We start from the raw sequence: 20,473 nt of genomic DNA, 5'->3' as shown, positions 1-20,473 counted from the left end.
AACAACACGGACACGTAGGATTCTGCCAGGATGGCGGAGTGAAATGGATGTCAGGGAAACAGTCTGCAAAGCCCCGCTTCGGCGGGGTTTTCTTTTGCCCGCAAAAAAGTATTCAGCTCAGCCCATCGAGGGTTGTTGCGCTGTTCAAGCGCTCATCCGGTCGATTCATCACTTCCTCCAGCAATGTCCGCAATAAGCCCAACGAGGCTTGCTGACGTTGCACATCGCGACACACCAACCCGACTTTCAGCGGCACCCGCGGCTCGGTCAGCGGTTTCCACAGCAATTCCCTATTGCCATGTGCCTGTTGCGATCGCCCCGGCAACACCGTGGCCAATCGCGTGTGGGGCAGGCTGTCGAGAATGCCCGCCATGTTGTTCAGTTCGGCCTGCACTTGCGGGCGTCGACCCAGGCTGGCCAGTTGTGCCTGCCAGATCTGCCGCACCTGAAATTCTTCACCCAGCAGCAACATCGGCAGCTCGGCGGCCTGACTCATGGAGACTTTCTTGAATTCCCGCAGTGGATGGTCTGCCGGGATGACCAAGGTCAGTTCATCTTCGTACAGCAATACGCCGTGCAATCCCGGCTGACGGGGCGGCAGGTAGCTGATGCCGATATCCAAAGAGCCATTGAGCAAGCGCCGTTCGATTTCCAGCCCGGTCAGTTCATAGATCTGCACCACCAGATGCGGCTGCGCCTTGCGCACCCGTTCCAGCATCTGCGGCACCAGGCTGCTGTGGACGGTCTGCAATACACCAATAGCCAGAGTCCGCAGCGCTTGTCCCTTGAAGTTGCCCAATGCTTCGCGCGCCCGCTGCAAGCCATCGAGCAAGGGCAGGGCGTGGTTGTACAGCGTGTGGGCTGCCAAGGTCGGCAGCAGACGCTTGCTGCTGCGTTCGAACAGGCTTACATCGAGGTTCTGTTCGAGGTGGCGGATCTGTTGGGACAACGCCGGTTGAGAGATTGAAAGCCGTTCCGCGGCCCGGCCTACATGGCCCTCTTCATAGACCGCGACGAAATAACGCAGTTGCTTGAAATCCATAAGGTGTACTTATCGAAAATGCTTTGAAATCGAAATGGCTCAACGCCTTGGCTGAGCCTAGTCTAACCGCATTCACAAGGCTTACAGGGCCCTAGAGCGCGATGAATACCGTTTACGTCGATGGTGTTTACATAGGTAAGGCAAAAAACCTCACGCGAGGTTTTTTCAGATGAATTTGTTCAACTTGCGTCGCAGTCCACCGAGCCTTGAAGACTTGGCCGAGGGCAGCTCCCTTCCATCCCAAGGCGACAACGTTTCCAGCGAGTGCCTGATGCCCAGTGTCGAGCGGCCGAAACAGATTTTCGTACGCGGCCAGGGCTCGTGGTTGTGGGACAGCGATGACCGCGCTTATCTGGATTTTTCCCAAGGTGGCGGGGCGAATAGCCTCGGGCATAGTCCTTCGGTACTGGTCAACGCTATAGCGGCGCAGGCTCAGTCGCTGATTAATCCCGGTTTCGGCCTGCACAACCGCGGCATGCTCAATCTTGCCGAGCGACTGTGTGCCAGCACCGGCAGCGATCAGGCGTACTTGCTCAACAGCGGTAGCGAAGCCTGTGAAGCGGCGATCAAACTGGCACGCAAATGGGGTCAACTCTATCGCGGTGGCGCGTCACGAATCATCGTGGCCAATCAGGGTTGCCATGGCCGAAGTCTGGGGACGATTTCGGCGTCGGACAGTGCGAAGCTGGTCAACCGGTTCGAGCCGCAATTGCCTGGCTTCAGCCACGTACCCTTCAACGACCTTGCGGCGTTGCATGCGGCCGTTGACGCCCGGACCGTAGCCATCATGCTTGAGCCAATTCAAAGCGAGGCCGGAGTGATTCCAGCCACCGAACATTACCTCAGGGGTGTCGAACGCCTATGCCGTGAACTTGGCATCCTGCTGATCTTCGACGAAGTGCAAACCGGTGTCGGTCGCTGCGGCACCTTACTCGCTGAAGAGTCCTACGGTGTCCGGGCAGATATCGTGGTTCTAGGCAAAGGGCTGGGCGGTGGCGTGCCATTGGCGGCGTTGCTGGCGCGGGGCAAGGCCTGCTGTTTCGATGTCGGCGAAATGACCGGCACTCATCATGGCAATGCGCTGATGACCGCAGCCGGACTGGCTGTGCTCGACAGCGTGCATGACAAGGGCTTTCTCGAGCACGTCAGGGAAACCGGTCAGCACCTGCGCGATGGCTTGGCGCGTTTGTCCCATCGCTACGGTCACGGTGAATGGCGGGGACAAGGGCTGCTCTGGGGACTGACCCTGTCGGACGATTCGGCGGACGCCGTCGTCAAAGCCGCATTGTACGAAGGCTTGCTGCTCAATGCCCCGCAACCCGACTGCCTGCGATTCACCCCAGCCCTCACCGTCAGCAAAGCCAACATCGACGAAATGCTCCTGCGCCTGGCCCGCGCCTTCTCCCGCGTACGCACCGCGCAACTGCAGTGCCGCAAAGGGATTGCCGTCTGATCAGACTCGCCCTACACGAATTCCCGAACCGTCTCGCGGTATAACGCATCGCCCCACGCCTGATTCTTTTGGCATGGGGCGTTTTTTTGTCTCTGCGTTTTGCCGAATGCGTTTCAGAGCTTGAGTGGTGGCGGGATTAATGGCTTTTTAGAAAGACCGGCAAGGAGTGCCGGTGCCAGCGAAACAAAATTGTTGTGGGGCTGGCTTTGAGTTCTATACCACTGAGTGGTATGTTTTGAGGAAGAGATTCCGATGTCGCCAAGGTTATTCAAGGCAAAACGTTTTGCTATGCAGGCCAGCAAGGCGTGGATAAGTGATGAGGAGCTTCGGGAGGCATTCACCGAAATGCTCTATGGCCAGGCAGACAATCTCGGCGGAGGGGTCTGGAAAAAACGTTTGAATGCCAATCGCCATCGGTCGATTGTTCTGGCTAAAGGTCACCGTTATTGGGTTTATCAGTTTCTGTATGCCAAAAAAGACCAGAGCAATATCAGTCCGGGGCAGTTAGTTGACTTGCGCGAGTTAGCCAAGACATACGGAAGGTTGAGCGAGATGGAAATCCAGCGCTTACTGGAGATGAAGGAGTTTGTGGAGATACCTTATGAGTAAAAAATTCAAAAATGAAATGTCGCAATCAATCCACGAATCGGCCAGCGCCTTGTTTGCCATTGGTGCAATCAGCAAGGCGACCATGCGCGAATTCGATGAGTCGTGCCTTGCGACGGTTCCGGACGCGATCCCGGCGGAGCAGATCAAAGCGCTGCGTGAACGTAACAACGTCAGCCAGCCAGTGTTCGCACGTTATCTGAACACCAGCGCCTCGACGGTGAAGCAGTGGGAAGCAGGGGCCAAACACCCCAGCGGCATGGCGTTGAAGCTACTGAGTATCGTGCAGAAGCACGGTCTCGAGATCCTGGCCTGACGCACCGCACTGAACCCTGACGAACGGTACAGGTCGATTAGGTGTATGGCTCACGCGAGCCAACTTCAAATCAGGAGCTGACCCCATGGACTTTATTCGCATCATCATCGCCATTCTGTTGCCGCCACTGGGTGTGTTTCTGCAAGTCGGTTTCGCCGGGGCGTTCTGGCTGAATATTCTGCTGACGTTGTGCGGTTACATTCCAGGGATCGTGCATGCGGTTTACATTATCGCCAAGCGCTGAGTTTGTTGGCGTCAGGTAGATTGCTTTCGCGGGCAAGCCTCGCTCCTACAGGTTTGGTGTCGCGGCACGTCTGTAGGAGCGAGGCTCGCCCGCGAAGGGCGCGCCGCGGTTTCAATCTGTTTGATCCATCACCCGCCGATAAAACAACCACTCCTGCTCCAACGCATGCGCCTGATTACCGGCCTTTCGAAAGCCGTGACGCTCGTCAGCGTAGTAATGCGCTTCAACCAAAATACCGTTGTCCTGCAGTGCCGTGACCATATCCCGAGTCTGTTGCGGCACCACCACCGCATCCAGTTCACCCTGAAAGAAAATCACCGGAACACTGATATTGCTCGCATGCAGCAATGGCGTTCGTGCGGCGTAGCGTTCGGCGTCCTGCACCGGGTCGCCGATCAGCCAATCCAGGTAATCGCCTTCGAACTTGTGGGTTGCACGGCCCAGCGCGATGGGGTCGCTGACGCCATAAAGGCTGGCGCCGGCGCGGAAGACTTTGTGGAACGCCAGCGCACAGAGCGTGGTGTAACCGCCGGCACTGCCGCCACGAATGAACGCCTTTTTACCGTCGATCAAGCCGCGTTCAGCGAGATGGGTGACGACCGCGCAAGCGTCTTCCACGTCGACATCACCCCAACTCAAATGCAACGCTTGGCGATACGCCCGGCCATAGCCACTGCTGCCACGATAATTGAGGTCGGCGACGGCAAACCCGCGTTGCGCCCAATACTGGATGCGCGGGTCGAGCATCGGATAGCACGCTGATGTCGGGCCGCCGTGGATGAACACCACCAATGGCGGTTTTTCGTCACCGGTCATCGCCGGATAGAAGAACCCGTGAGCCTCACCCGAACCGCTGGGGTAGCGCAGGGTTTGTGCAACGCTGATCTTTTCGGCCGGCAACGGTGCCACGCCACCGGCCAGCACCTCGACTTTCCGGGTCTTGCGGTCGATGGCAATAACCGCTGAGGGACTGACCGGCGAAGCGACGATGCAGTAAATGAACTGCTCATCGAGGGCGAGATGGCGGAAGCGGCTGTACTGGCCGGTGAAGTCTTCACTGACGCTACCGCAAATACCCAAGCGACCAAAACCGCCTTCGGTCCAACTGGCCAGATAGGTGTCTTCGCTCAGTGGCAACCAGGTGCTGCCGCCCAGTTGCCACGGCGCCGGACCATGATCGGCGGCGGCACTGGGCAGCGGGCTCAATCCACCTGCCGACTCCGCCCACGGCTGCCAGAAACCGCCGCGATCGGTCAGGCAAAACAGCCGGCCGCTGTCATCGAATCGAGGTTGTTGCAGCGACTCTTCAACATCATTGCCCGCGACGCAGCGCGGCAGCGCAAATCTACCCTCGCTCTGAAGTTCGGCAACCATCAGGCGAGTCGCGGTCCACGGCTGATCCGGGCGGCTCCATTCGATCCAGGCCAGTCGACGAGCATCCGGGCTCAGCGTCGGTGCGGCGTAAAAGTCCGCGCCCTCGGCGAGCAAATGACGCGTTCCGTCAGCCACATCGATAGCCACCAGACGATGCCGATCTCGATTTTCCTCAACCGCCAACACCTGCCCGTTGGCGAACTGCAGATCCCCGTAACGGCATTCACTGGACGTCAGCACCTCTGGCGCACCCGTGAGTGACTGTCGGTACAGCTGCTGATCGGCCTCGTTGACGAAAACAATCCCGTCATCGGTCAGGCAAAACGCGCCACCGCCATATTCGTACACGCGACTGCGCACGCTGAATCCCGGCGGCGTCAGGCAAATCGCCTGGCCATCGCGCCAATGCCAGATTCGACACGCGGCGTCTTCGGGACGGTATTCGTTCCAGAACAAACCATGCCGACCAACCTGCAACTCGGCAAAGTCGATGCCGGCCGCGACGGCTTTGGCAGCGCTGAAGGGTTCAGCTTTTAGCGATGAGTCGTGAATTTCGTTCATTGCGAAAGGCCAGTTGTTCGATGGTCTGGGTCGCGTGCTCGGCTTCTTCGCGGGCCTTGAGGATCACGCCGTGATGTTCCGACTTGCTGCACACCGGGTCGGCATTGCTCGCGTCACCCGTGAGCATGAACGCCTGGCACCGGCAGCCGCCGAAGTCCTTTTCTTTCTCGTCGCACGAGCGGCACGGCTCGGGCATCCAGTCGTAACCGCGAAAGCGGTTGAAGCCGAACGAGTCGTACCAGATGTGCTGCATGCTGTGATCACGCACGTTGGGAAATTGCACCGGCATCTGTCGGGCGCCGTGACAGGGCAGTGCGGTTCCGTCCGGCGTGACCGTCAGAAAAATACTGCCCCAGCCATTCATGCAGGCTTTCGGACGTTCTTCATAATAGTCCGGCGTGACGAATATCAGTTTGCACGGATGCCCTTCGGCTTCGAGCTTGGCGCGGTATTCGTTGGTGATGCGTTCGGCGCGGACCAGTTGTTCTTTAGTCGGTAACAAACCAACCCGATTGAGTTGCGCCCAACCGTAAAACTGGCAGGTGGCGAGTTCGACAAAATCCGCCTCCAGGGCGATGCACAGCTCGATGATCCGGTCGATCTTGTCGATGTTGTGCCGGTGGGTCACGAAGTTCAGCACCATCGGATAGCCGTGGGCTTTCACCGCTCGGGCCATTTCCAGCTTCTGCGCGAAGGCTTTTTTCGAGCCGGCCAGCAAGTTGTTCACTTGCTCGTCGCTGGCCTGGAAACTGATCTGGATATGGTCCAGGCCAGCCTTCTTGAAGTCGCTGATTTTCTGTTCGGTGAGGCCGATGCCGGAGGTGATCAGGTTGGTGTAGAAACCCAGCTTGCGTGCCTCGGCGATCAGCTCGGCGAGGTCCTGGCGCACCAGCGGTTCACCGCCGGAAAAGCCCAGTTGCGCCGCGCCCATCTCCCGCGCTTCGCGGAACACCTTGATCCACTGTTCGGTGCTCAGCTCTTTGCCTTGCTCGGCAAAGTCCAGCGGATTGGAGCAATACGGGCATTGCAACGGGCAGCGATACGTCAGCTCGGCCAGCAGCCACAAGGGCAGGCCGATCTCCGGTTTGGGCGGTAACTTGTCTGACACGGAATCAGGCAAGTTCGATCCAGTGCTGAGCACGGGCGACCTCCATGAATTGCTCGATGTCATCACCGAGCTCGGGCACGCCAGGGAACTGCGCGTCCAGTTCGGCAATGATCGCTGCAACATCGCGTTCGCCGTCGATCAAACCACCGATCAGCGCGGCGCTTTCATTCAGTTTAATCATGCCTTCCGGGTACAGCAGCACATGGCCTTTCTGCGCCGGTTCGTACTGGAAACGGTAGCCGGGACGCCAGGTCGGGGTCTTGCTGCGATCGAAACTCATAAGGTGATTCCTTTGTGCCAGACCCGTTGCTCGGTCACGCTGTGGTACGGCGGGCGATTCAGTTCATACGCCATGCTCATGGCATCGAGCATGGTCCAAAGAATGTCCAGTTTGAACTGGAGAATTTCCAGCATGCGCTCCTGGCCTTGCCGCGTCGTGTAGTGCTGCAAGGTGATTGCCAGACCGTGCTCGACATCACGGCGCGCCTGACCCAGACGCGTGCGGAAATATTCGTAACCGGTCGGGTCGATCCACGGGTAATGCTGCGGCCAGCTGTCGAGGCGCGACTGGTGGATCTGCGGTGCGAACAGTTCGGTCAGCGAGCTGCTGGCGGCTTCCTGCCAGCTGGCGCGGCGGGCGAAGTTGACGTAGGCGTCCACGGCGAATCGTACGCCGGGCAGTACCAGTTCCTGGGAACGCAGCTGATCCGGGTCAAGGCCGACAGCCTCGCCCAAGCGCAGCCAGGCTTCGATGCCGCCGTCTTCGCCGGGGGCGCCGTCATGGTCGAGCAAGCGCTGAATCCACTCGCGACGGATCTCGCGGTCCGGGCAGTTGGCGAGGATCGCAGCGTCTTTCAGGGGGATGTTCACCTGATAGTAGAACCGGTTGGCGACCCAGCCCTGGATCTGCTCGCGGGTCGCCCGGCCTTCGTACATCGCCACGTGATACGGGTGGTAGATGTGGTAGTAGGCGCCCTTGGCGCGCAGGGCGGCCTCGAATTCGGCGGGGGACATTGGAGTGTCAGTCATTGCGGTTCTCCGGGGAATAACCGGTGGATTCTTTGGTGTCTGGTCGGACGCCTTCGCAGGCAAGCCTCGCTCCTACAGGGGAATGCGTTCCAAATGTAGGAGCGAGGCTTGCCCGCGAAGAGGCCATCCGCTACAGCACAATACTCATGCCGTCATACGCCACTTCAACCTTACGTCGCGCCAACTCCGCACGCTCGGGGGAATCCTCATCGAGAATCGGGTTGGTGTTGTTGATGTGGATAAGTACTTTGCGCTGCTTGGGCAGTTGTTCCAGCACTTCCAGCATACCGCCGGGGCCGTTCTGCGCCAGGTGGCCCATTTCCCGTCCGGTGCGGGTGCCGACGCCACGGCGTTGCATTTCGTCGTCATCCCACATCGTGCCATCCACCAACAGGCAATCGCTGCCGGCCATGATCTCCAGCAACGGTGCATCGACCTTGCCCAGTCCCGGCGCGTAGAACAGCTTGCCGCCAGTGTTCAGGTCTTCGACGATCAGGCCGATGTTGTCGCCGGGGTGGGGGTCGAAACGGTGCGGCGAGTAGGGCGGCGCCGCGCTGCGTAACGGCAATGGAGTGAAGCGCAGGCTCGGGCAGGCCGGAATGGTGAAGCTGCGGTCGAGCTCGATGCGGTTCCAGTTCAACCCGCCGTTCCAGTGGGTCAGCATGGTGAACAACGGGAAACCGGTGCTCAGGTCTTCGTGGACCATGTCGGTGCACCAGACCTGATGCGGGCAACCTTCGCGCAGGCTGAGCAGGCCAGTGGTGTGGTCGATCTGGCTGTCCATCAGGATGATCGCGCTGATGCCGGTATCGCGCAGGGCCCGGCCCGGTTGCATCGGGGTAAAGCTCTGGAGCTGGGCGCGGATGTCTGGTGAGGCGTTGCACAGGATCCAGTTCACGCCGTCATCGGAAATCGCGATGGACGACTGGGTGCGCGCCTTGGCCCGCAGGCTGCCATTGCGAAAACCTGCGCAGTTCACACAGTTGCAGTTCCACTGGGGGAAACCGCCGCCGGCGGCGGAACCTAGAATCTGGACAAACATGGCAGCTCCATCATTTCAACGCTGAAAATAAAAACGCCTCGGCGAGCCGAGGCGTTGCACTTCGATACAAACTTAGCGGCTTGCGAAGTACATGGTGACTTCAAAGCCAATACGCAGATCGGTGTAAGCAGGTTTGGACCAGGACATGGGAGCGCTCCTTCAGGTGATGGGACAGTTGAGATCTATACATATAGTCCACCTCCAGCCGGAGATGTTCAGATAGTTAGGTGGCTATGTTACTCAAAATTACGGAGCGATTGGCCGCCATTCTCGGAAAAAGCTAATTGCGCCACCGGTAATGATCATTTTGCCGCTTGCCAAGGCGCGTCCGGGCAAGGCCCGCTGGCCAGACAGCGCCAACCGCCTTCGGCGTCGTTCAATCGTTGTATGGCGGCGTGTAGCGCGGGGCGGTCGAGGGCCAGAATCGCCAAGGGCAGTTGCGTCAGATAATCCGACGAGTGGCCCGCCAGTTTGCCTTGCCAGAGCAGTTCGGCCGCCTGCGCATTGGGCAGTGCGGCGCTATCGAACTGATCGGCCAATGCCTGGCGTTGGACGATGAAGTTTGCTTCATCGATGCTGTCGATCAGGCCGGGCAATCCATTGAGGAACTGTTCGATGTGCTCCAGCAGGTCCAGCGGTGCGACGCTCGGTGATTGCACGCCGAACAGCAACCCGGTCTGTCCATGAATCTGCCGCAGGGCGCTGAACACGGCATAACCGAGTTGCAGTTCCACCCGCAGGCGCTGGTAAAACGGCGTCTGGCAGAGGTGAGCCAGCAAACGCCAGGCCGCTTCATCGGCGATGTTCTGGGTGGCGGTCGGGCAGAAGAGCAGCAGCGCGTGTTCGCTGGAATGGGTGTCGACGGTGCTCCAGAGATGCTGTGAGTGGATCGATGGTGGCGGCGTCAATTGACTGTCCGCAGTGCCGGGCACACGACTCAAGGCCAGGCCCATCGCCGCCTGCGTCTGGGCCGATAGACCCATCGCCAGGCCATCCCAGCGTGCACCCGACCAGAGTTGCTGCCAGTCGTCCGAGTCCGCCGTGTGCGCCAGGCAGTGATCGGGCAGCACCTTGAGCAGCTGCCGAATCGGCATCAACGCAGGTGTTTCTTGTGCGGAAATTGCGACAGGTTTTGTCAGCCCTTTCAGCGCATGTTCGAGGACGGTGGGCATGGGTTCCTGTAGGCCGGTGATTTTCAGCAGCCATTCATTGCCCGATGCACTGAAGGAACAGTCGACACCCGCCTGACGCGCGTCTTCGCGCAACGACTGCAGATGATTTTCCAGGCTTGCTTGAAGGTTGCTGCCAGGCGCTGAGTGCAGGCGCCAGCGCAAATAAACGGCGCCTTCAGCAGTGTTATCCGACAGCGCCTGACTGAATTGCATCGGCGAGCGTTCGCGACGAGTGCGCGACCGATCCTGAGCAAAGGTCCGCAGACCACGGTGGGCGCTGGTCTGGCCGCGAATCAGGCCGGCATTTGCGGTCGGAGTTTCTGCGCGCAAAAACGGATTGGGTGTCGGCAGTTGCCATGAGCTACTGAAGTTATCCACAGCGCCGATTTGTTTGAGGATTTCCTTGAGGGCAGTAATGCCTTGCTCGGACAACCCTGTTTCACGTTGTTCGCTGTCCAGTCGGGCCAGTTGTAAAGCACCGCAGACTTGCAGCTGACGCTGGAGCAGGGCGGTGTACTCGTCGCGCAATCCAGCCCAGTCTTGCTGGTTGGCAAAGAAGCCGAGCCAATCGAGAAGCTGTTCGCGGATACCCGTTTGTGGCGTGTTGGCCGGCAGTGAGAATTCGATGTGCAACAGAGCTTGCCCGGCGAACTGATACAGCGGCGAGGCTTTCAGGTTGTCAGCCAGCCCTTGCGCGCGCAATTGCGCCAGCAACCCACCGGGTTTCGCGGCGTTCAGCCAATGACACAGGAACGCCAGCGCCTCGGGCGACGAATCGGGCAGTGCTTCGAAGGCGAACAGCGCATCCAGTCGACGCTCACCGGCCTGTTGATAACTGTTGTGCGAAGAATCCATCAGAGCCGTAGGTGCTAGTTGCGGGTTTTTTTCTCCTACAGGAATCGCCGTACCAAAACTCAGGGCCATGGCCTTCAAGTCATCGAGACCCTGCGGCCCGGTCAGGCTCAATGTCATCTGCCCGGTCTGATAAAACCGCTGATAGAAGTCCTGCAACGCTTGCTGAAACTCGGGGTGTGGCACCGGCAGGCTGTAGCGATTGCCGGCATGAAACGCCCGCAACGGGTGCGCCGCCGAGAGTCCGTCGAACAGTGCGAATTGCTGTTGAGCGGCCGCATCGCGGGACCAGGCGACAAATTCTGCGTGCAGCACTTCCCGTTCCCGCCGCTGATCGTCCAGATTCATACGCGGATGAGCGAGCATGTCTGACAGACGCTCCAGCCCACCGCGAAAAGCCTGAGGCGGCAGTTCGAAAAAGAAGTCCGTAGTGCGTTCACTGGTTCGCGCATTCACCTGCCCGCCATGCCCCTGGACGTAGGCCATCAGCCCTTGTCCCGCAGGAAAACGCTCGGTACCGAGAAACAGCAGATGTTCAAGAAAATGTGCCAGTCCGGGCCAGGCCAGCGGCACGTCATGGCTGCCGGCCGCAACCCGCAACGCCGCCGCGCAGCGCTTCAAATCGGGTGCATGACGCAGCGTCACCCGCAGGCCGTTGGCCAGGGTTTCAGCGTGGGGGCGAGGGTGATTCAGCGCAGGCATGAGCACTTCCAGAACAGAGAAGCGCTAATGCTAGCGGATAACGGTGGATCAGCGCTTGCTCAGTGCGCCGTAAAGCTCGGGGCGACGATCGACCAGGTAGCGATTGGCGGCACGGGAATCGACCATCAACTGACGATCCAGCTCGCCGACAATCAGCGCTTCATCAAGGCCAGCCTGGGCGATGCGGCTGCCATCCGGCGCGGCGATGCTGCTCTGACCGCAATACTGGATCTCGCCTTCGTGCCCGCAGTAGTTGGCGTAGGCCACGTAGCACTGGTTTTCGAAAGCCCGGGCACGAACGGTGATGTCGGCGACGAAGTCGAAGGGAACCATGTTCGCCGTCGGCACCAGGATCAGCTCGGCACCGGCCAGGGCCAGGCGCCGGGCATTTTCCGGGAACTCCAGGTCGTAGCAGATCAGGAAACCGAGCTTCCAACCGTTGAGTTCAACCAGCGGAAGCTCATCGGACCCGGCGCTGAACATCGAGTGATCGAGGTCGCCGAACAAATGAGTCTTGCGGTAGTTGCACAGGCGCTCGCCGTTGGCGTCGATCAACTGCACAGCGTTGTAAATCTGCCCGTCCTCGGTGCGCTCGGGGTAGCCATACAGAATGGCGATTCCCGCCGTCTTGGCGATGCGCGCGATCTGTTGCGCCGACTCACCGTTGTGCACCTCCGCCAGCACGCTTACGGCATCGGTACCGATGTTGTAGCCGGTCAGGAACATTTCCGGAAGCACCAGCAGATCCGCGCCTTTGGCTTCCAGCGCCAGTTGATGCAGGCGTTGTAGATTACCTGTGACATCCAGGGGCAGCGGTGGACATTGGTAAAGGGCTACGCGCATTTCGGATTCCTCTTACTCGGGCAGGGCGATCGGACCGATCTCGTTGAACACATCTCCTGGACCCGGGTTCTCGGCGTGAGTTTCACCGCCGAAGTGTTTCATGATGCCCCACACCGCGTTAAGCGAGGTTTGCACCGCGCCTTCAACCCAGGCTGGCGTCCACGAAACGTCGTCGCCCGCGATGAAAATACCGCGCTGCTCGGCCGGCATGTCGTCCTGCATGAAGTGCGCGTACATGCGCTGGTTGTAGCGGTAATGGCCGGGCAGGGCGCCTTTGAAGGCGCCGAGGAAATGCGGATCGGCTTCCCACGAAACGGTGATCGGGTCGCCAATGATCCGCGCCGCGATGTCGACTTTCGGGTAGATCTTCTTCAACGCATCCAGCGCCAGCTTCACGCGTTTTTCCACCGGGTGCGGAAGCATTTTCAACGCGTCGCTCATCCACGAGTAAGACAGGCAAATCACGCCCGGCTTATCGTCGCCGTTATCGAACAGGTACGTGCCGCGGGTCAGGCGATCGGTGAGGGTCATGCTCATCAGGTCGCGGCCGGTTTCCGGGTCCTTGTCCTTCCAGAATGGCCGGTCGACCATCACGAAGGTTTTCGACGATTGCATGTAGCGGGTGCGGTCGAGGGCCATCCACATCTTTTGCGAGAACAGGGTTTCGTCACATTCGATCTGGGTGGTCAACAGCCAGCTCTGGCAAGTGGTCAGCACCGCTGCGTATTCGCGGGTGTCGCCGTAGTTGTCGGTGACAGTAAAACGACCGTTCGCGGCGTGGGCGATTTTCTTCACGCCGGAACGTGGCGCGCCCCGGTGCAACGAACTGAGGCTGGTGCCTTCAGGCCAGTGCACGCAACGTTCCGGCACATGACGCCAGATGCCCAGCGGCACTTGTTCGACGCCGCCGACCACCAAATGCTGGTGGTCGTCGCAGTTGGTCATGACGACGCGGAAGATTTCCAGCATTGAGTTCGGGAAGTCCGAGTCCCAGCCGCCGGTACCGAAACCGACCTGGCCGAACACTTCGCGGTGATGGAACGACAACTTGGCGAACGCTTTGGAGGTGGCGACGAAGTCGTAGAACGTGCGGTCATCCCACAGCGGAACCAGAGTGTTCCACAACTCTTTCAGGCGAGGCACGTCGCGGTCGCGGATAGCTTGCTGGATATCGGAAAACTGCGAACCCGCTTCCAGCGCATCCGCCCAGGCGTCAGCCACTTCCTGGAACAGTGCAGGAAGATCCGCCAGTTTTTGTGCGTAATGGGTTTTGCCTTCCAGGTCGATCACCGTGCTGCCCGACGCGGGGGTCAGCGGGTTTGGGAAAGGCTTGGTTTCAAGGCCGAGTTTGTCGACGTAGTGATAGAACGCGGTGGAGGACACCGGGAAGCGCATGCCGCCGAGTTCCGCAATGATGCCTTCGGCGCCGTTGAACGCCTGGGAGCGCAAACGACCGCCCATTTTCGAGGCTTCGTAGACGACGGGTTTGAGGCCCAGCTTCATCAATTCGTACGCGGCGACTAAACCGGCGATGCCAGCACCGACAATCGCGACCTCGGCACCGTGATTGTGCTCGGGAATGCTGCCCAGGCCGGCCGGGTGCTCGATCCAGTCGTCGAAGGCGAACGGAAAGTCCGGACCGAAAATGGTGACTGGTTTCTTACCGTCTGCAGGATGGCGATTGTTCTTGTTCATGGCTGACCTTGCTGGCGACCCTACGCGGAATGCGCATCTGAGTATAGGAAAAGATGCCAGCCATTCTAGAGAGCGTAGAACACGTTAATAAGACGCAAAGTGTCGTCGTTTTGCTAGTTTATTGAGCGATATGACGATCTTGAGCTGCACACTGATCAATATGGTCAAACCGGCTGCCCCCGATCAATCTTGCTGCTCAAGATGATCGACGTCGTCGTCTTCTCCACCCCATCCACACTGCCAATCTGATCCAGCAATTGATCCAGCTGTTCCGGCGAGTCAGTGCGCAACCACGCGACATAATCAAATTCGCCACTCACCGCACACAGCTGCTGCACCTGAGCCATCGCACTGAGCCGCCGCAGCACTTCCTTTCCGGACCGCGGTTGTACCGTAATCCCGACGTAGGCCTGCAACCCGCCATCCACTACCCGCTGACCTAAACGCACGCCATAACCTGTGATCACCCGAGCCTTTTCCAGGCGCGCCAGGCGCGATGTAACGGTGGTTCGAGCAATGCCCAGCTGCCGAGCCAGCATGGCCACGCTCTCGCGGGCATTGATCTGCAAGGCCGCGATCAATTGGCGGTCGATTTCGTCAAGAACGGGCGGGCGAGTGTCAGGCAAAGCGGCATCTCCAGCGGCACAGATCAATGGGCAAGCATGTTACAGGCACATCCCGCGCAGTGGATGTTTGATCTGGCCTTACGACCGTTCATGCCATTTTCGGCCGCGACAATTTGCCATAAGTAACTAGCTGGTACATTATTCCGCGCTTGTCACAAATGGGGAAAATTTCCGACATGAATACTTCTGGGGCTGCCAGCGGCGGCAAATGGTTGCTGATAGGGCTGGGTGTCCTGATCGCATTAATCGGACTCGGCCTGGCCGGTGGTGGTGGATATCTGGTCTCGCTCGGCGGCAGCGGGTACTTCCTGCTGATGGGCCTGGCGATGCTGGTGTCCGGGCTGATGATCGCCCGCTGCAAACCACAGGGTGCCTGGCTGTATGGTCTGGCACTGATCCTGACGGCAATCTGGGCGGTGTGGGACAGCGGTTTCGAATATTGGCCGCTGGTTTCGCGCGTACTGACGTTTGCCGTGATCGGCCTGGTTGTCGCACTGATCTATCCAACGCTCGTGCGTGCATCGGGCGCGACGGCGGGCCGGGGTGCTTATGGCTTGGCCGGCATTCTGGGCGTCGGCGTTGTCGCAACGATGGCTTACATGTTCGTGCCCACTCACGTGGTCAAGGCCAGCAGCGAACCCGCGGTCACGCCGGTCGTGCCGGGTACCGAACAGAAAGACTGGGCCCATTGGGGCAACACCACCGCTGGCAATCGATTTGCCGCGCTGGACCAGATCAACAAAGGCAACATCGACAAATTGCAGGTGGCCTGGACCTTCCGCACCGGCGACATCCCGCAAAGCACCGGCGCCGGTGCCGAAGACCAGAACACGCCGCTGCAAATCGGCGACACGATCTACACCTGCACGGCGTACGGCAAAGTGTTCGCCCTCGACGCTGACACCGGCGCCCAGCGCTGGAAGTTCGATCCGCAAGGCACTGCGCCGAACTGGCAGCGCTGCCGTGGCCTGGGTTACTCCGAAACTTCGACGACTTCGGACAACTCGCCAACCGCCTGTACGAAACGTCTGTTTCTGCCGACCGGCGATGCGCGTCTGATCGCGATCAATGCGGAAACCGGTAAGCCGTGCGAGGAATTCGGTAACAAAGGCACCGTCGATCTGACAACCGACATGGGCGAAGTGAAGCCCGGTTACTACCAGCAAACCTCGACCCCATTGGTCGCCGGTGACGTGGTGATCGTCGGTGGCCGCGTGGCCGACAACTATTCCACCGGCGAGCCACCAGGCGTGGTCCGTGCGTACGATGTACGCAGCGGCGAACTGGTCTGGGCGTGGGATCCGGGTAACCCGAACACCAGCAAACGCCCACCGGCGGGTGAGACGTATACCCGTGGTACGCCGAACGTTTGGTCAGCGATGTCCTACGACGCCAAACTCGGTCTGGTGTACCTGCCGACCGGCAACGCCACCCCGGACTTCTTCGGCGGCCAACGTACGGAATTCGACGACAAGTGGAACTCGTCCATCGTCGCCATCGACGTCAAAACCGGACAGGTGCGTTGGCACTTCCAGACCACTCACCACGACCTGTGGGATTTTGACCTGCCAGCCCAACCGCTGCTGTACGACGTACCGGACGACAAGGGCGGCCTGCAGCCAGCCTTGGCGCAAGTGACCAAGCAGGGCGAGATCTTCCTGCTCAACCGCGCAACCGGTGTGCCGATCGCCCGCGTCGAAGAGCGCCGGGTGCCTCAAGGCAATGTGCCCGGCGAACGCTACTCGCCAACCCAGCCGTTCTCGGTGGACATGCCGTCAATCGGCAACAAGACCCTGACCGAATCGGACATGTGGGGCGCCACGCCGTTCGACCAGTTGATGTGCCGCATCCAGTTCAAAGGCATGCGCCACGAAGGCGTCTACACCCCGCCGGGCATGGACCGCGCCCTGCAATTCCCGGGTTCGCTGGGCGGCATGAACTGGGGCAGTGTCTCGGTGGACCCGAACACGCATTACATGTTCGTCAACGACATGCGCCTGGGCCTCGCCAACTACATGATCCCGCGTGACAAGATCGGCGCCGGGGCCAGCGGTATCGAAATGGGCGTCGTGCCGCAGGAAGGCACACCGTTCGGCGCCATGCGCGAACGCTTCCTCTCGGCGGCCGGCATTCCGTGCCAGAAACCACCGTTTGGCACTATGTCGGCTATAGACCTCAAGACCCACAAACTGATTTGGCAAGTGCCGGTCGGCACCGTGCAAGACACCGGTCCGCTGGGCATCCGCATGCACCTGCCGATCCCGATCGGCATGCCAACACTGGGCGCCTCTCTGGCGACACAGTCGGGCTTGTTGTTCTTCGCCGGTACCCAGGATTTCTACCTGCGTGCTTTCGATTCGGGCAACGGCAATGAGATCTGGAAGGCTCGTTTGCCGGTAGGGAGTCAGTCGGGTCCGATGACTTACGTTTCGCCGAAAACCGGCAAGCAGTACATCCTGCTGACCGTAGGTGGTGCGCGTCAGTCGACGGACCGTGGGGACTACGTGATTGCGTACGCCTTGCCCAAGTAAAGGCTGATTCGCAGGTACGAAAAAGCCGCGCAATTGCGCGGCTTTTCGTTATTGATTAATCGTTATCTGCCAGAACGGGTCTTGGTGCCAATCCTGAGGAAACCCCATTGCCCGTTGATCCAAATTGGGGAATTCCTGCATCAGTTCCATTAAACGGCGATCCCAACGGGTGTGCGGACTCACCTGGTGCATCAGGTGATTGAGGATGCATAAAACTGAAAAAATCCGCGGATGCTGATGCTGCTGAAGTAATGCCTGTGGCCATCGAAAGTTGGTTTTCTTCGGCAGTTCCGGTCGTATGCCCAACTCTCGATTCCACAGCCGCGCGTGATGGGCGCAAATGTTGCGGATGGTGGTCAGTGTATGCAGCCATGATTGAAGTAGCGGTGCAGGCAATTCGAGGCATTTAGCGATAACTTTTTTGTCGGCGTCTCGGGCTAACCCTTTGTAAAGATGTGACAGATCACCGAAGGTCAGTTCTTCCAGCATGGCCCATCCCGGCATTAGTGACGGTTGGTCGTACGTTACTGGATAGTGCCGCGCGTAGCTTTCTTTTGCCCGCTGGCGCTTGAGGTGATCTTTTCGCTGTGTATCGGATTGCAGGCGATCGATCCGTTGGCATTCTTTTTCGTAGTCACGTTTAGCAGTGTTTTGCTTGACGCGTATCGTTTCCAGCAATCGAACATGGTCGTAGGTGTGCTGGAACAGCTGAGCGTCCAAGTACCAATGGCCACCATGATTTGGACCCATGTGGTTGCTGATCAATGAGCGAACGGCAACTTCGACACGCTCAATAGCGTCCATGGCAAGTAGACGCAGCCTGCGGTCGAAATCATAAAGAGTCGTCAGATCACGGAATCCGGCCCCTTTGCGGAAAGGATGGTCTCGGTCCTCCGTGTGCTGAAAAGTACGCATATAGGGCGTTAGGCGAAAGTAGCTGACAGCCTGCAAGAAACATCGAGCGCGAGCCTCATCCTGTATTTGCAGGCCGCGCTGCTTGAGTAGTTCAATCTGCGCAGTGATATCGATCACTGGTTTATGAAAGACGCTCATGCCCTAAAAACTCCGGGCAAAAAAAACCCGCACAATTTGTGCTTAGCTGCTGACGCAACCATAGGCATGGCGGGTGTATTGCGAGCAAGACTAGGTACAACCGCTTCGCTTTGCAAGTTTTTTGCTGACAGGTCGATAGGCGGATATACCGTGTTTTGCATCAGGTCTCTCGGATTGTTTTCATGTTGAAGAGCCCTATCTTTTCATGCCTTTGACTCGATTGTCTTAGCTATGCATCTTGGATTTGAAGCGTTATATGGCGTAAACAGGGCTCTCAGAATAGAGCCTCATTAAATTAGGAATTATCCTGCAACCTCATGGGGCGAATCGGTTTCATCCCTGGGGCACCTCAGAAAATATCCACACTAACTCGAAGTCGAATTTCGAGTGCTGTGACGCGAGGCGATGAACATGACCAAGATGCTGCCTCCCGCTATACGGGACCATGCAGTGCAGATTGCCCATCACGAAATGGGGCACTACGTCATCGCCCGAGCGCTGGGGTTTGCAACGGGCGGCGTGACGCTGACGGTGACCTTGGACTTGAGGCATCACGGGGGCGCATCCATCACCTTGGCGCGGTCCATTTCGTCGATAGACGCGATGAGGGCGCACCTGGAAGCCCGGATGATGGTCCTCTTTGCAGGCGCTATGGCGCAGACGTTGCCTTACAAAAACTCCACCAAAAAACGTGTCGATAAGTCCAAAGCGGCAGCCATCCTGAATGGAGAGCTGGGGGCAGAACAGGACTACGCAAAAATAAGGGAGTTACGGCATTTGCTGCGCAATATTGCCTTCCCCGATACGGATCCTGCATCGTCTGAGCGCATAGCGGCTGAGCTCAAAGAGATTACTGATCGCGTGTGGTTGCGGACTCAAACCATCGTTGAGGCATTGGCCGATACGATTACTGAACTGGCCGGAGCGCTGGTGGACGGCATGGCCATCGTAGAGCAGTGGGGTAGGGCGGCGGATACGTATGAGGTTGTGTTGACTGGGGAAATGCTTGAGCGGTTGCGGTCAGTGCAAGGTATCCCAGCGTTAGGCGTGACTTCTTGAACTGAGAGTAGCAGCTGAGTCAAACGCATACCCCACCGCTCTATCACGGTTACTTTTCAAGCAATTGGCGAATGGGTAAACAATCTGCCGAAATCATCGTTAACAATTGTCACGGGAATCAGGGTAGTCGGACGACCGCTACAGTTCATACATTTATTCCTTTGAGGTTATATTCCTTTGGTGGCATATTTGTATGAAGTGGGACGTTGAATTTACCGATGAATTTGAGACTTGGTGGGACCTCCTCGATGATGCTGAGCAGGACTCGGTCCAGGCCACGGTCATGTTGCTAGGCGATGACGGCCCGCATTTGGGTTTTCCGCACACCAGCGATATCAAGGGCGCGCGGCATGGCAACCTCCGTGAGTTGCGAGTGCAACACGCTGGTAAGCCTTACCGTGTGCTATATGCCTTTGATCCACGACGCTGCGCGATCCTGCTGATCGGCGGTGACAAAACCGGTCAGGATCGTTGGTATCAGGAGTATGTGCCGCTGGCCGAACGGCTGTACGACGAGCATTTAGAGTCACTGAAGGAAGAGGGCTATGAGAATGGCTAAAAAATTCGCTGATTTGGTGGAGCGGCGCTCTCCTGAGTCTCAAGAGCGTGTCGACGCGCTGGTTCAGAAATTACGAGCGGAAATGCCGTTACACGAGTTGCGCCAAGCTCAGGCATTGAGCCAAGAAACGCTGGCCAAGACGCTGCATGTCAATCAGGCGGCGATTTCCAAGATGGAACGGCGCACGGATATGTACATCAGCACGCTACGCAACTACATTCGCGGCATGGGGGGCGAGCTGGAAATCATCGCAACATTTCCCGAAGGGCAGGTAAAGATCGAAAACTTTGCCAACTGAGCGATAGAGACGCCTCTGCAAAAACCGACCAGCCAGACACGAAAAAGCCGCGCATTGCGCGGCTTTCTTGTTTGGTGGGCCCACACGGACTTGAACCGTGGACCAAAGGATTATGAGTCCCGCTTATAGTCACCAGAACGCCACGCAACTACATGCAAAGCGTGCTAAATCAAAGGTTAGCCGTAGTTGCGTGGAGTTGCAATGTAGTTGCTTGGCGTTGCTTTACGTACCTCGCGACGTACCTCGGGATGGGGCTTGCAGCGGTGAAGGCCCTTGTCGTTTCTGGCGGGTTGCGTCGCGGATACACA

At 58.7% G+C, this 20,473-nt stretch carries 20 protein-coding genes; 8 read left to right on the top strand and 12 right to left on the bottom strand.

Features of this window, described 5'->3' with window-relative positions:
• Positions 1 to 112: 112 nt before the first annotated feature.
• Positions 113 to 1,042 (bottom strand): LysR family transcriptional regulator, encoded by a 930-nt coding sequence (locus ACIPL2_RS05970; protein WP_401353899.1) that lies wholly within the window; start codon positions 1,040 to 1,042, stop codon positions 113 to 115.
• Between the two features lie 169 nt (positions 1,043 to 1,211).
• Between ACIPL2_RS05970 and ACIPL2_RS05965 the strand changes: the two genes are divergently transcribed.
• The 4 genes from ACIPL2_RS05965 to ACIPL2_RS05950 all read left to right on the top strand — a co-directional run bounded on the left by ACIPL2_RS05965 (position 1,212) and on the right by ACIPL2_RS05950 (position 3,661).
• Positions 1,212 to 2,495, top strand: coding sequence for an aspartate aminotransferase family protein (locus tag ACIPL2_RS05965; protein ID WP_401353897.1), 1,284 nt, complete (start codon positions 1,212 to 1,214; stop codon positions 2,493 to 2,495).
• A gap of 252 nt (positions 2,496 to 2,747) precedes the next feature.
• Positions 2,748 to 3,104, top strand: coding sequence for a type II toxin-antitoxin system RelE/ParE family toxin (locus ACIPL2_RS05960; protein WP_401353895.1), 357 nt, complete (start codon positions 2,748 to 2,750; stop codon positions 3,102 to 3,104).
• A complete protein-coding gene (locus ACIPL2_RS05955; RefSeq protein WP_401353893.1) occupies positions 3,097 to 3,417 on the top strand; it encodes a helix-turn-helix domain-containing protein in 321 nt (106 codons plus the stop codon). The genes ACIPL2_RS05960 and ACIPL2_RS05955 overlap by 8 nt, the downstream gene beginning before the upstream one ends.
• Positions 3,418 to 3,502: 85 nt before the next feature.
• Positions 3,503 to 3,661 (top strand): YqaE/Pmp3 family membrane protein, encoded by a 159-nt coding sequence (locus ACIPL2_RS05950; protein ID WP_007904205.1) that lies wholly within the window; start codon positions 3,503 to 3,505, stop codon positions 3,659 to 3,661.
• A gap of 111 nt (positions 3,662 to 3,772) precedes the next feature.
• Here ACIPL2_RS05950 and ACIPL2_RS05945 read toward each other — a convergent pair whose 3' ends face one another.
• The 10 genes from ACIPL2_RS05945 to ACIPL2_RS05900 all read right to left on the bottom strand — a co-directional run bounded on the left by ACIPL2_RS05945 (position 3,773) and on the right by ACIPL2_RS05900 (position 14,665).
• Positions 3,773 to 5,596, bottom strand: a complete 1,824-nt coding sequence (locus tag ACIPL2_RS05945) for a S9 family peptidase (RefSeq protein WP_401353891.1) — start codon at positions 5,594 to 5,596, stop codon at positions 3,773 to 3,775.
• Positions 5,562 to 6,737 carry a pyrroloquinoline quinone biosynthesis protein PqqE gene (pqqE, locus tag ACIPL2_RS05940; RefSeq protein WP_008024195.1) on the bottom strand — a complete coding sequence of 392 codons (1,176 nt, stop codon included), beginning with the start codon at positions 6,735 to 6,737 and terminating at the stop codon, positions 5,562 to 5,564. The genes ACIPL2_RS05945 and pqqE overlap by 35 nt, the downstream gene beginning before the upstream one ends.
• On the bottom strand, positions 6,709 to 6,984 hold the full coding sequence (gene pqqD / locus ACIPL2_RS05935; RefSeq protein ID WP_008024193.1) for a pyrroloquinoline quinone biosynthesis peptide chaperone PqqD: 276 nt from the start codon (positions 6,982 to 6,984) through the stop codon (positions 6,709 to 6,711). Before pqqD ends, pqqE begins: the two co-directional genes overlap by 29 nt.
• On the bottom strand, positions 6,981 to 7,733 hold the full coding sequence (gene pqqC, locus ACIPL2_RS05930; protein WP_401353889.1) for a pyrroloquinoline-quinone synthase PqqC: 753 nt from the start codon (positions 7,731 to 7,733) through the stop codon (positions 6,981 to 6,983). The genes pqqD and pqqC overlap by 4 nt, the downstream gene beginning before the upstream one ends.
• A 130-nt stretch (positions 7,734 to 7,863) precedes the next feature.
• The gene (gene pqqB, locus ACIPL2_RS05925; RefSeq protein ID WP_401353887.1) at positions 7,864 to 8,775 is read right to left on the bottom strand and encodes a pyrroloquinoline quinone biosynthesis protein PqqB; all 912 of its coding nucleotides are present in this window, start codon (positions 8,773 to 8,775) and stop codon (positions 7,864 to 7,866) included.
• A gap of 72 nt (positions 8,776 to 8,847) precedes the next feature.
• Positions 8,848 to 8,922: a pyrroloquinoline quinone precursor peptide PqqA gene (pqqA, locus tag ACIPL2_RS05920; RefSeq protein WP_009045898.1), complete on the bottom strand. Its 75-nt coding sequence runs from the start codon at positions 8,920 to 8,922 to the stop codon at positions 8,848 to 8,850.
• A 155-nt stretch (positions 8,923 to 9,077) separates the two neighbouring features.
• A complete protein-coding gene (gene pqqF / locus ACIPL2_RS05915; protein WP_401353885.1) occupies positions 9,078 to 11,501 on the bottom strand; it encodes a pyrroloquinoline quinone biosynthesis protein PqqF in 2,424 nt (807 codons plus the stop codon).
• A 48-nt stretch (positions 11,502 to 11,549) separates the two neighbouring features.
• Positions 11,550 to 12,344, bottom strand: coding sequence for a carbon-nitrogen hydrolase family protein (locus ACIPL2_RS05910; RefSeq protein ID WP_401353883.1), 795 nt, complete (start codon positions 12,342 to 12,344; stop codon positions 11,550 to 11,552).
• 12 nt (positions 12,345 to 12,356) lie between these two features.
• Positions 12,357 to 14,039, bottom strand: coding sequence for a flavin monoamine oxidase family protein (locus tag ACIPL2_RS05905; protein WP_401353881.1), 1,683 nt, complete (start codon positions 14,037 to 14,039; stop codon positions 12,357 to 12,359).
• A gap of 164 nt (positions 14,040 to 14,203) precedes the next feature.
• Positions 14,204 to 14,665 carry an Lrp/AsnC family transcriptional regulator gene (locus tag ACIPL2_RS05900; RefSeq protein WP_008067391.1) on the bottom strand — a complete coding sequence of 154 codons (462 nt, stop codon included), beginning with the start codon at positions 14,663 to 14,665 and terminating at the stop codon, positions 14,204 to 14,206.
• A 176-nt stretch (positions 14,666 to 14,841) separates the two neighbouring features.
• Between ACIPL2_RS05900 and ACIPL2_RS05895 the strand changes: the two genes are divergently transcribed.
• A complete protein-coding gene (locus ACIPL2_RS05895; protein ID WP_401353879.1) occupies positions 14,842 to 17,196 on the top strand; it encodes a glucose/quinate/shikimate family membrane-bound PQQ-dependent dehydrogenase in 2,355 nt (784 codons plus the stop codon).
• A gap of 48 nt (positions 17,197 to 17,244) precedes the next feature.
• On the opposite strand, the gene ACIPL2_RS05890 is transcribed toward ACIPL2_RS05895, so the two are convergent.
• Positions 17,245 to 18,249: an Abi family protein gene (locus ACIPL2_RS05890; RefSeq protein WP_401353877.1), complete on the bottom strand. Its 1,005-nt coding sequence runs from the start codon at positions 18,247 to 18,249 to the stop codon at positions 17,245 to 17,247.
• Positions 18,250 to 18,660: 411 nt separating this feature from the next.
• On the opposite strand from ACIPL2_RS05890, the gene ACIPL2_RS05885 reads away from it, so the two are divergent.
• The 3 genes from ACIPL2_RS05885 (at position 18,661) to ACIPL2_RS05875 (ending at position 20,165) form a co-directional block, all read left to right on the top strand.
• Positions 18,661 to 19,308, top strand: a complete 648-nt coding sequence (locus ACIPL2_RS05885) for a peptidase M41 (protein ID WP_401353875.1) — start codon at positions 18,661 to 18,663, stop codon at positions 19,306 to 19,308.
• 193 nt (positions 19,309 to 19,501) lie between these two features.
• Positions 19,502 to 19,867 carry a type II toxin-antitoxin system RelE/ParE family toxin gene (locus ACIPL2_RS05880; protein ID WP_401353873.1) on the top strand — a complete coding sequence of 122 codons (366 nt, stop codon included), beginning with the start codon at positions 19,502 to 19,504 and terminating at the stop codon, positions 19,865 to 19,867.
• On the top strand, positions 19,860 to 20,165 hold the full coding sequence (locus tag ACIPL2_RS05875; protein WP_401354287.1) for an XRE family transcriptional regulator: 306 nt from the start codon (positions 19,860 to 19,862) through the stop codon (positions 20,163 to 20,165). Before ACIPL2_RS05880 ends, ACIPL2_RS05875 begins: the two co-directional genes overlap by 8 nt.
• Positions 20,166 to 20,473: the final 308 nt, after the last annotated feature.

The organism is Pseudomonas sp. NPDC086251 (assembly GCF_044746405.1).
Taxonomy (GTDB): Bacteria; Pseudomonadota; Gammaproteobacteria; order Pseudomonadales; family Pseudomonadaceae; genus Aquipseudomonas.
This window is presented reverse-complemented; position numbering and strand designations above follow the sequence as displayed.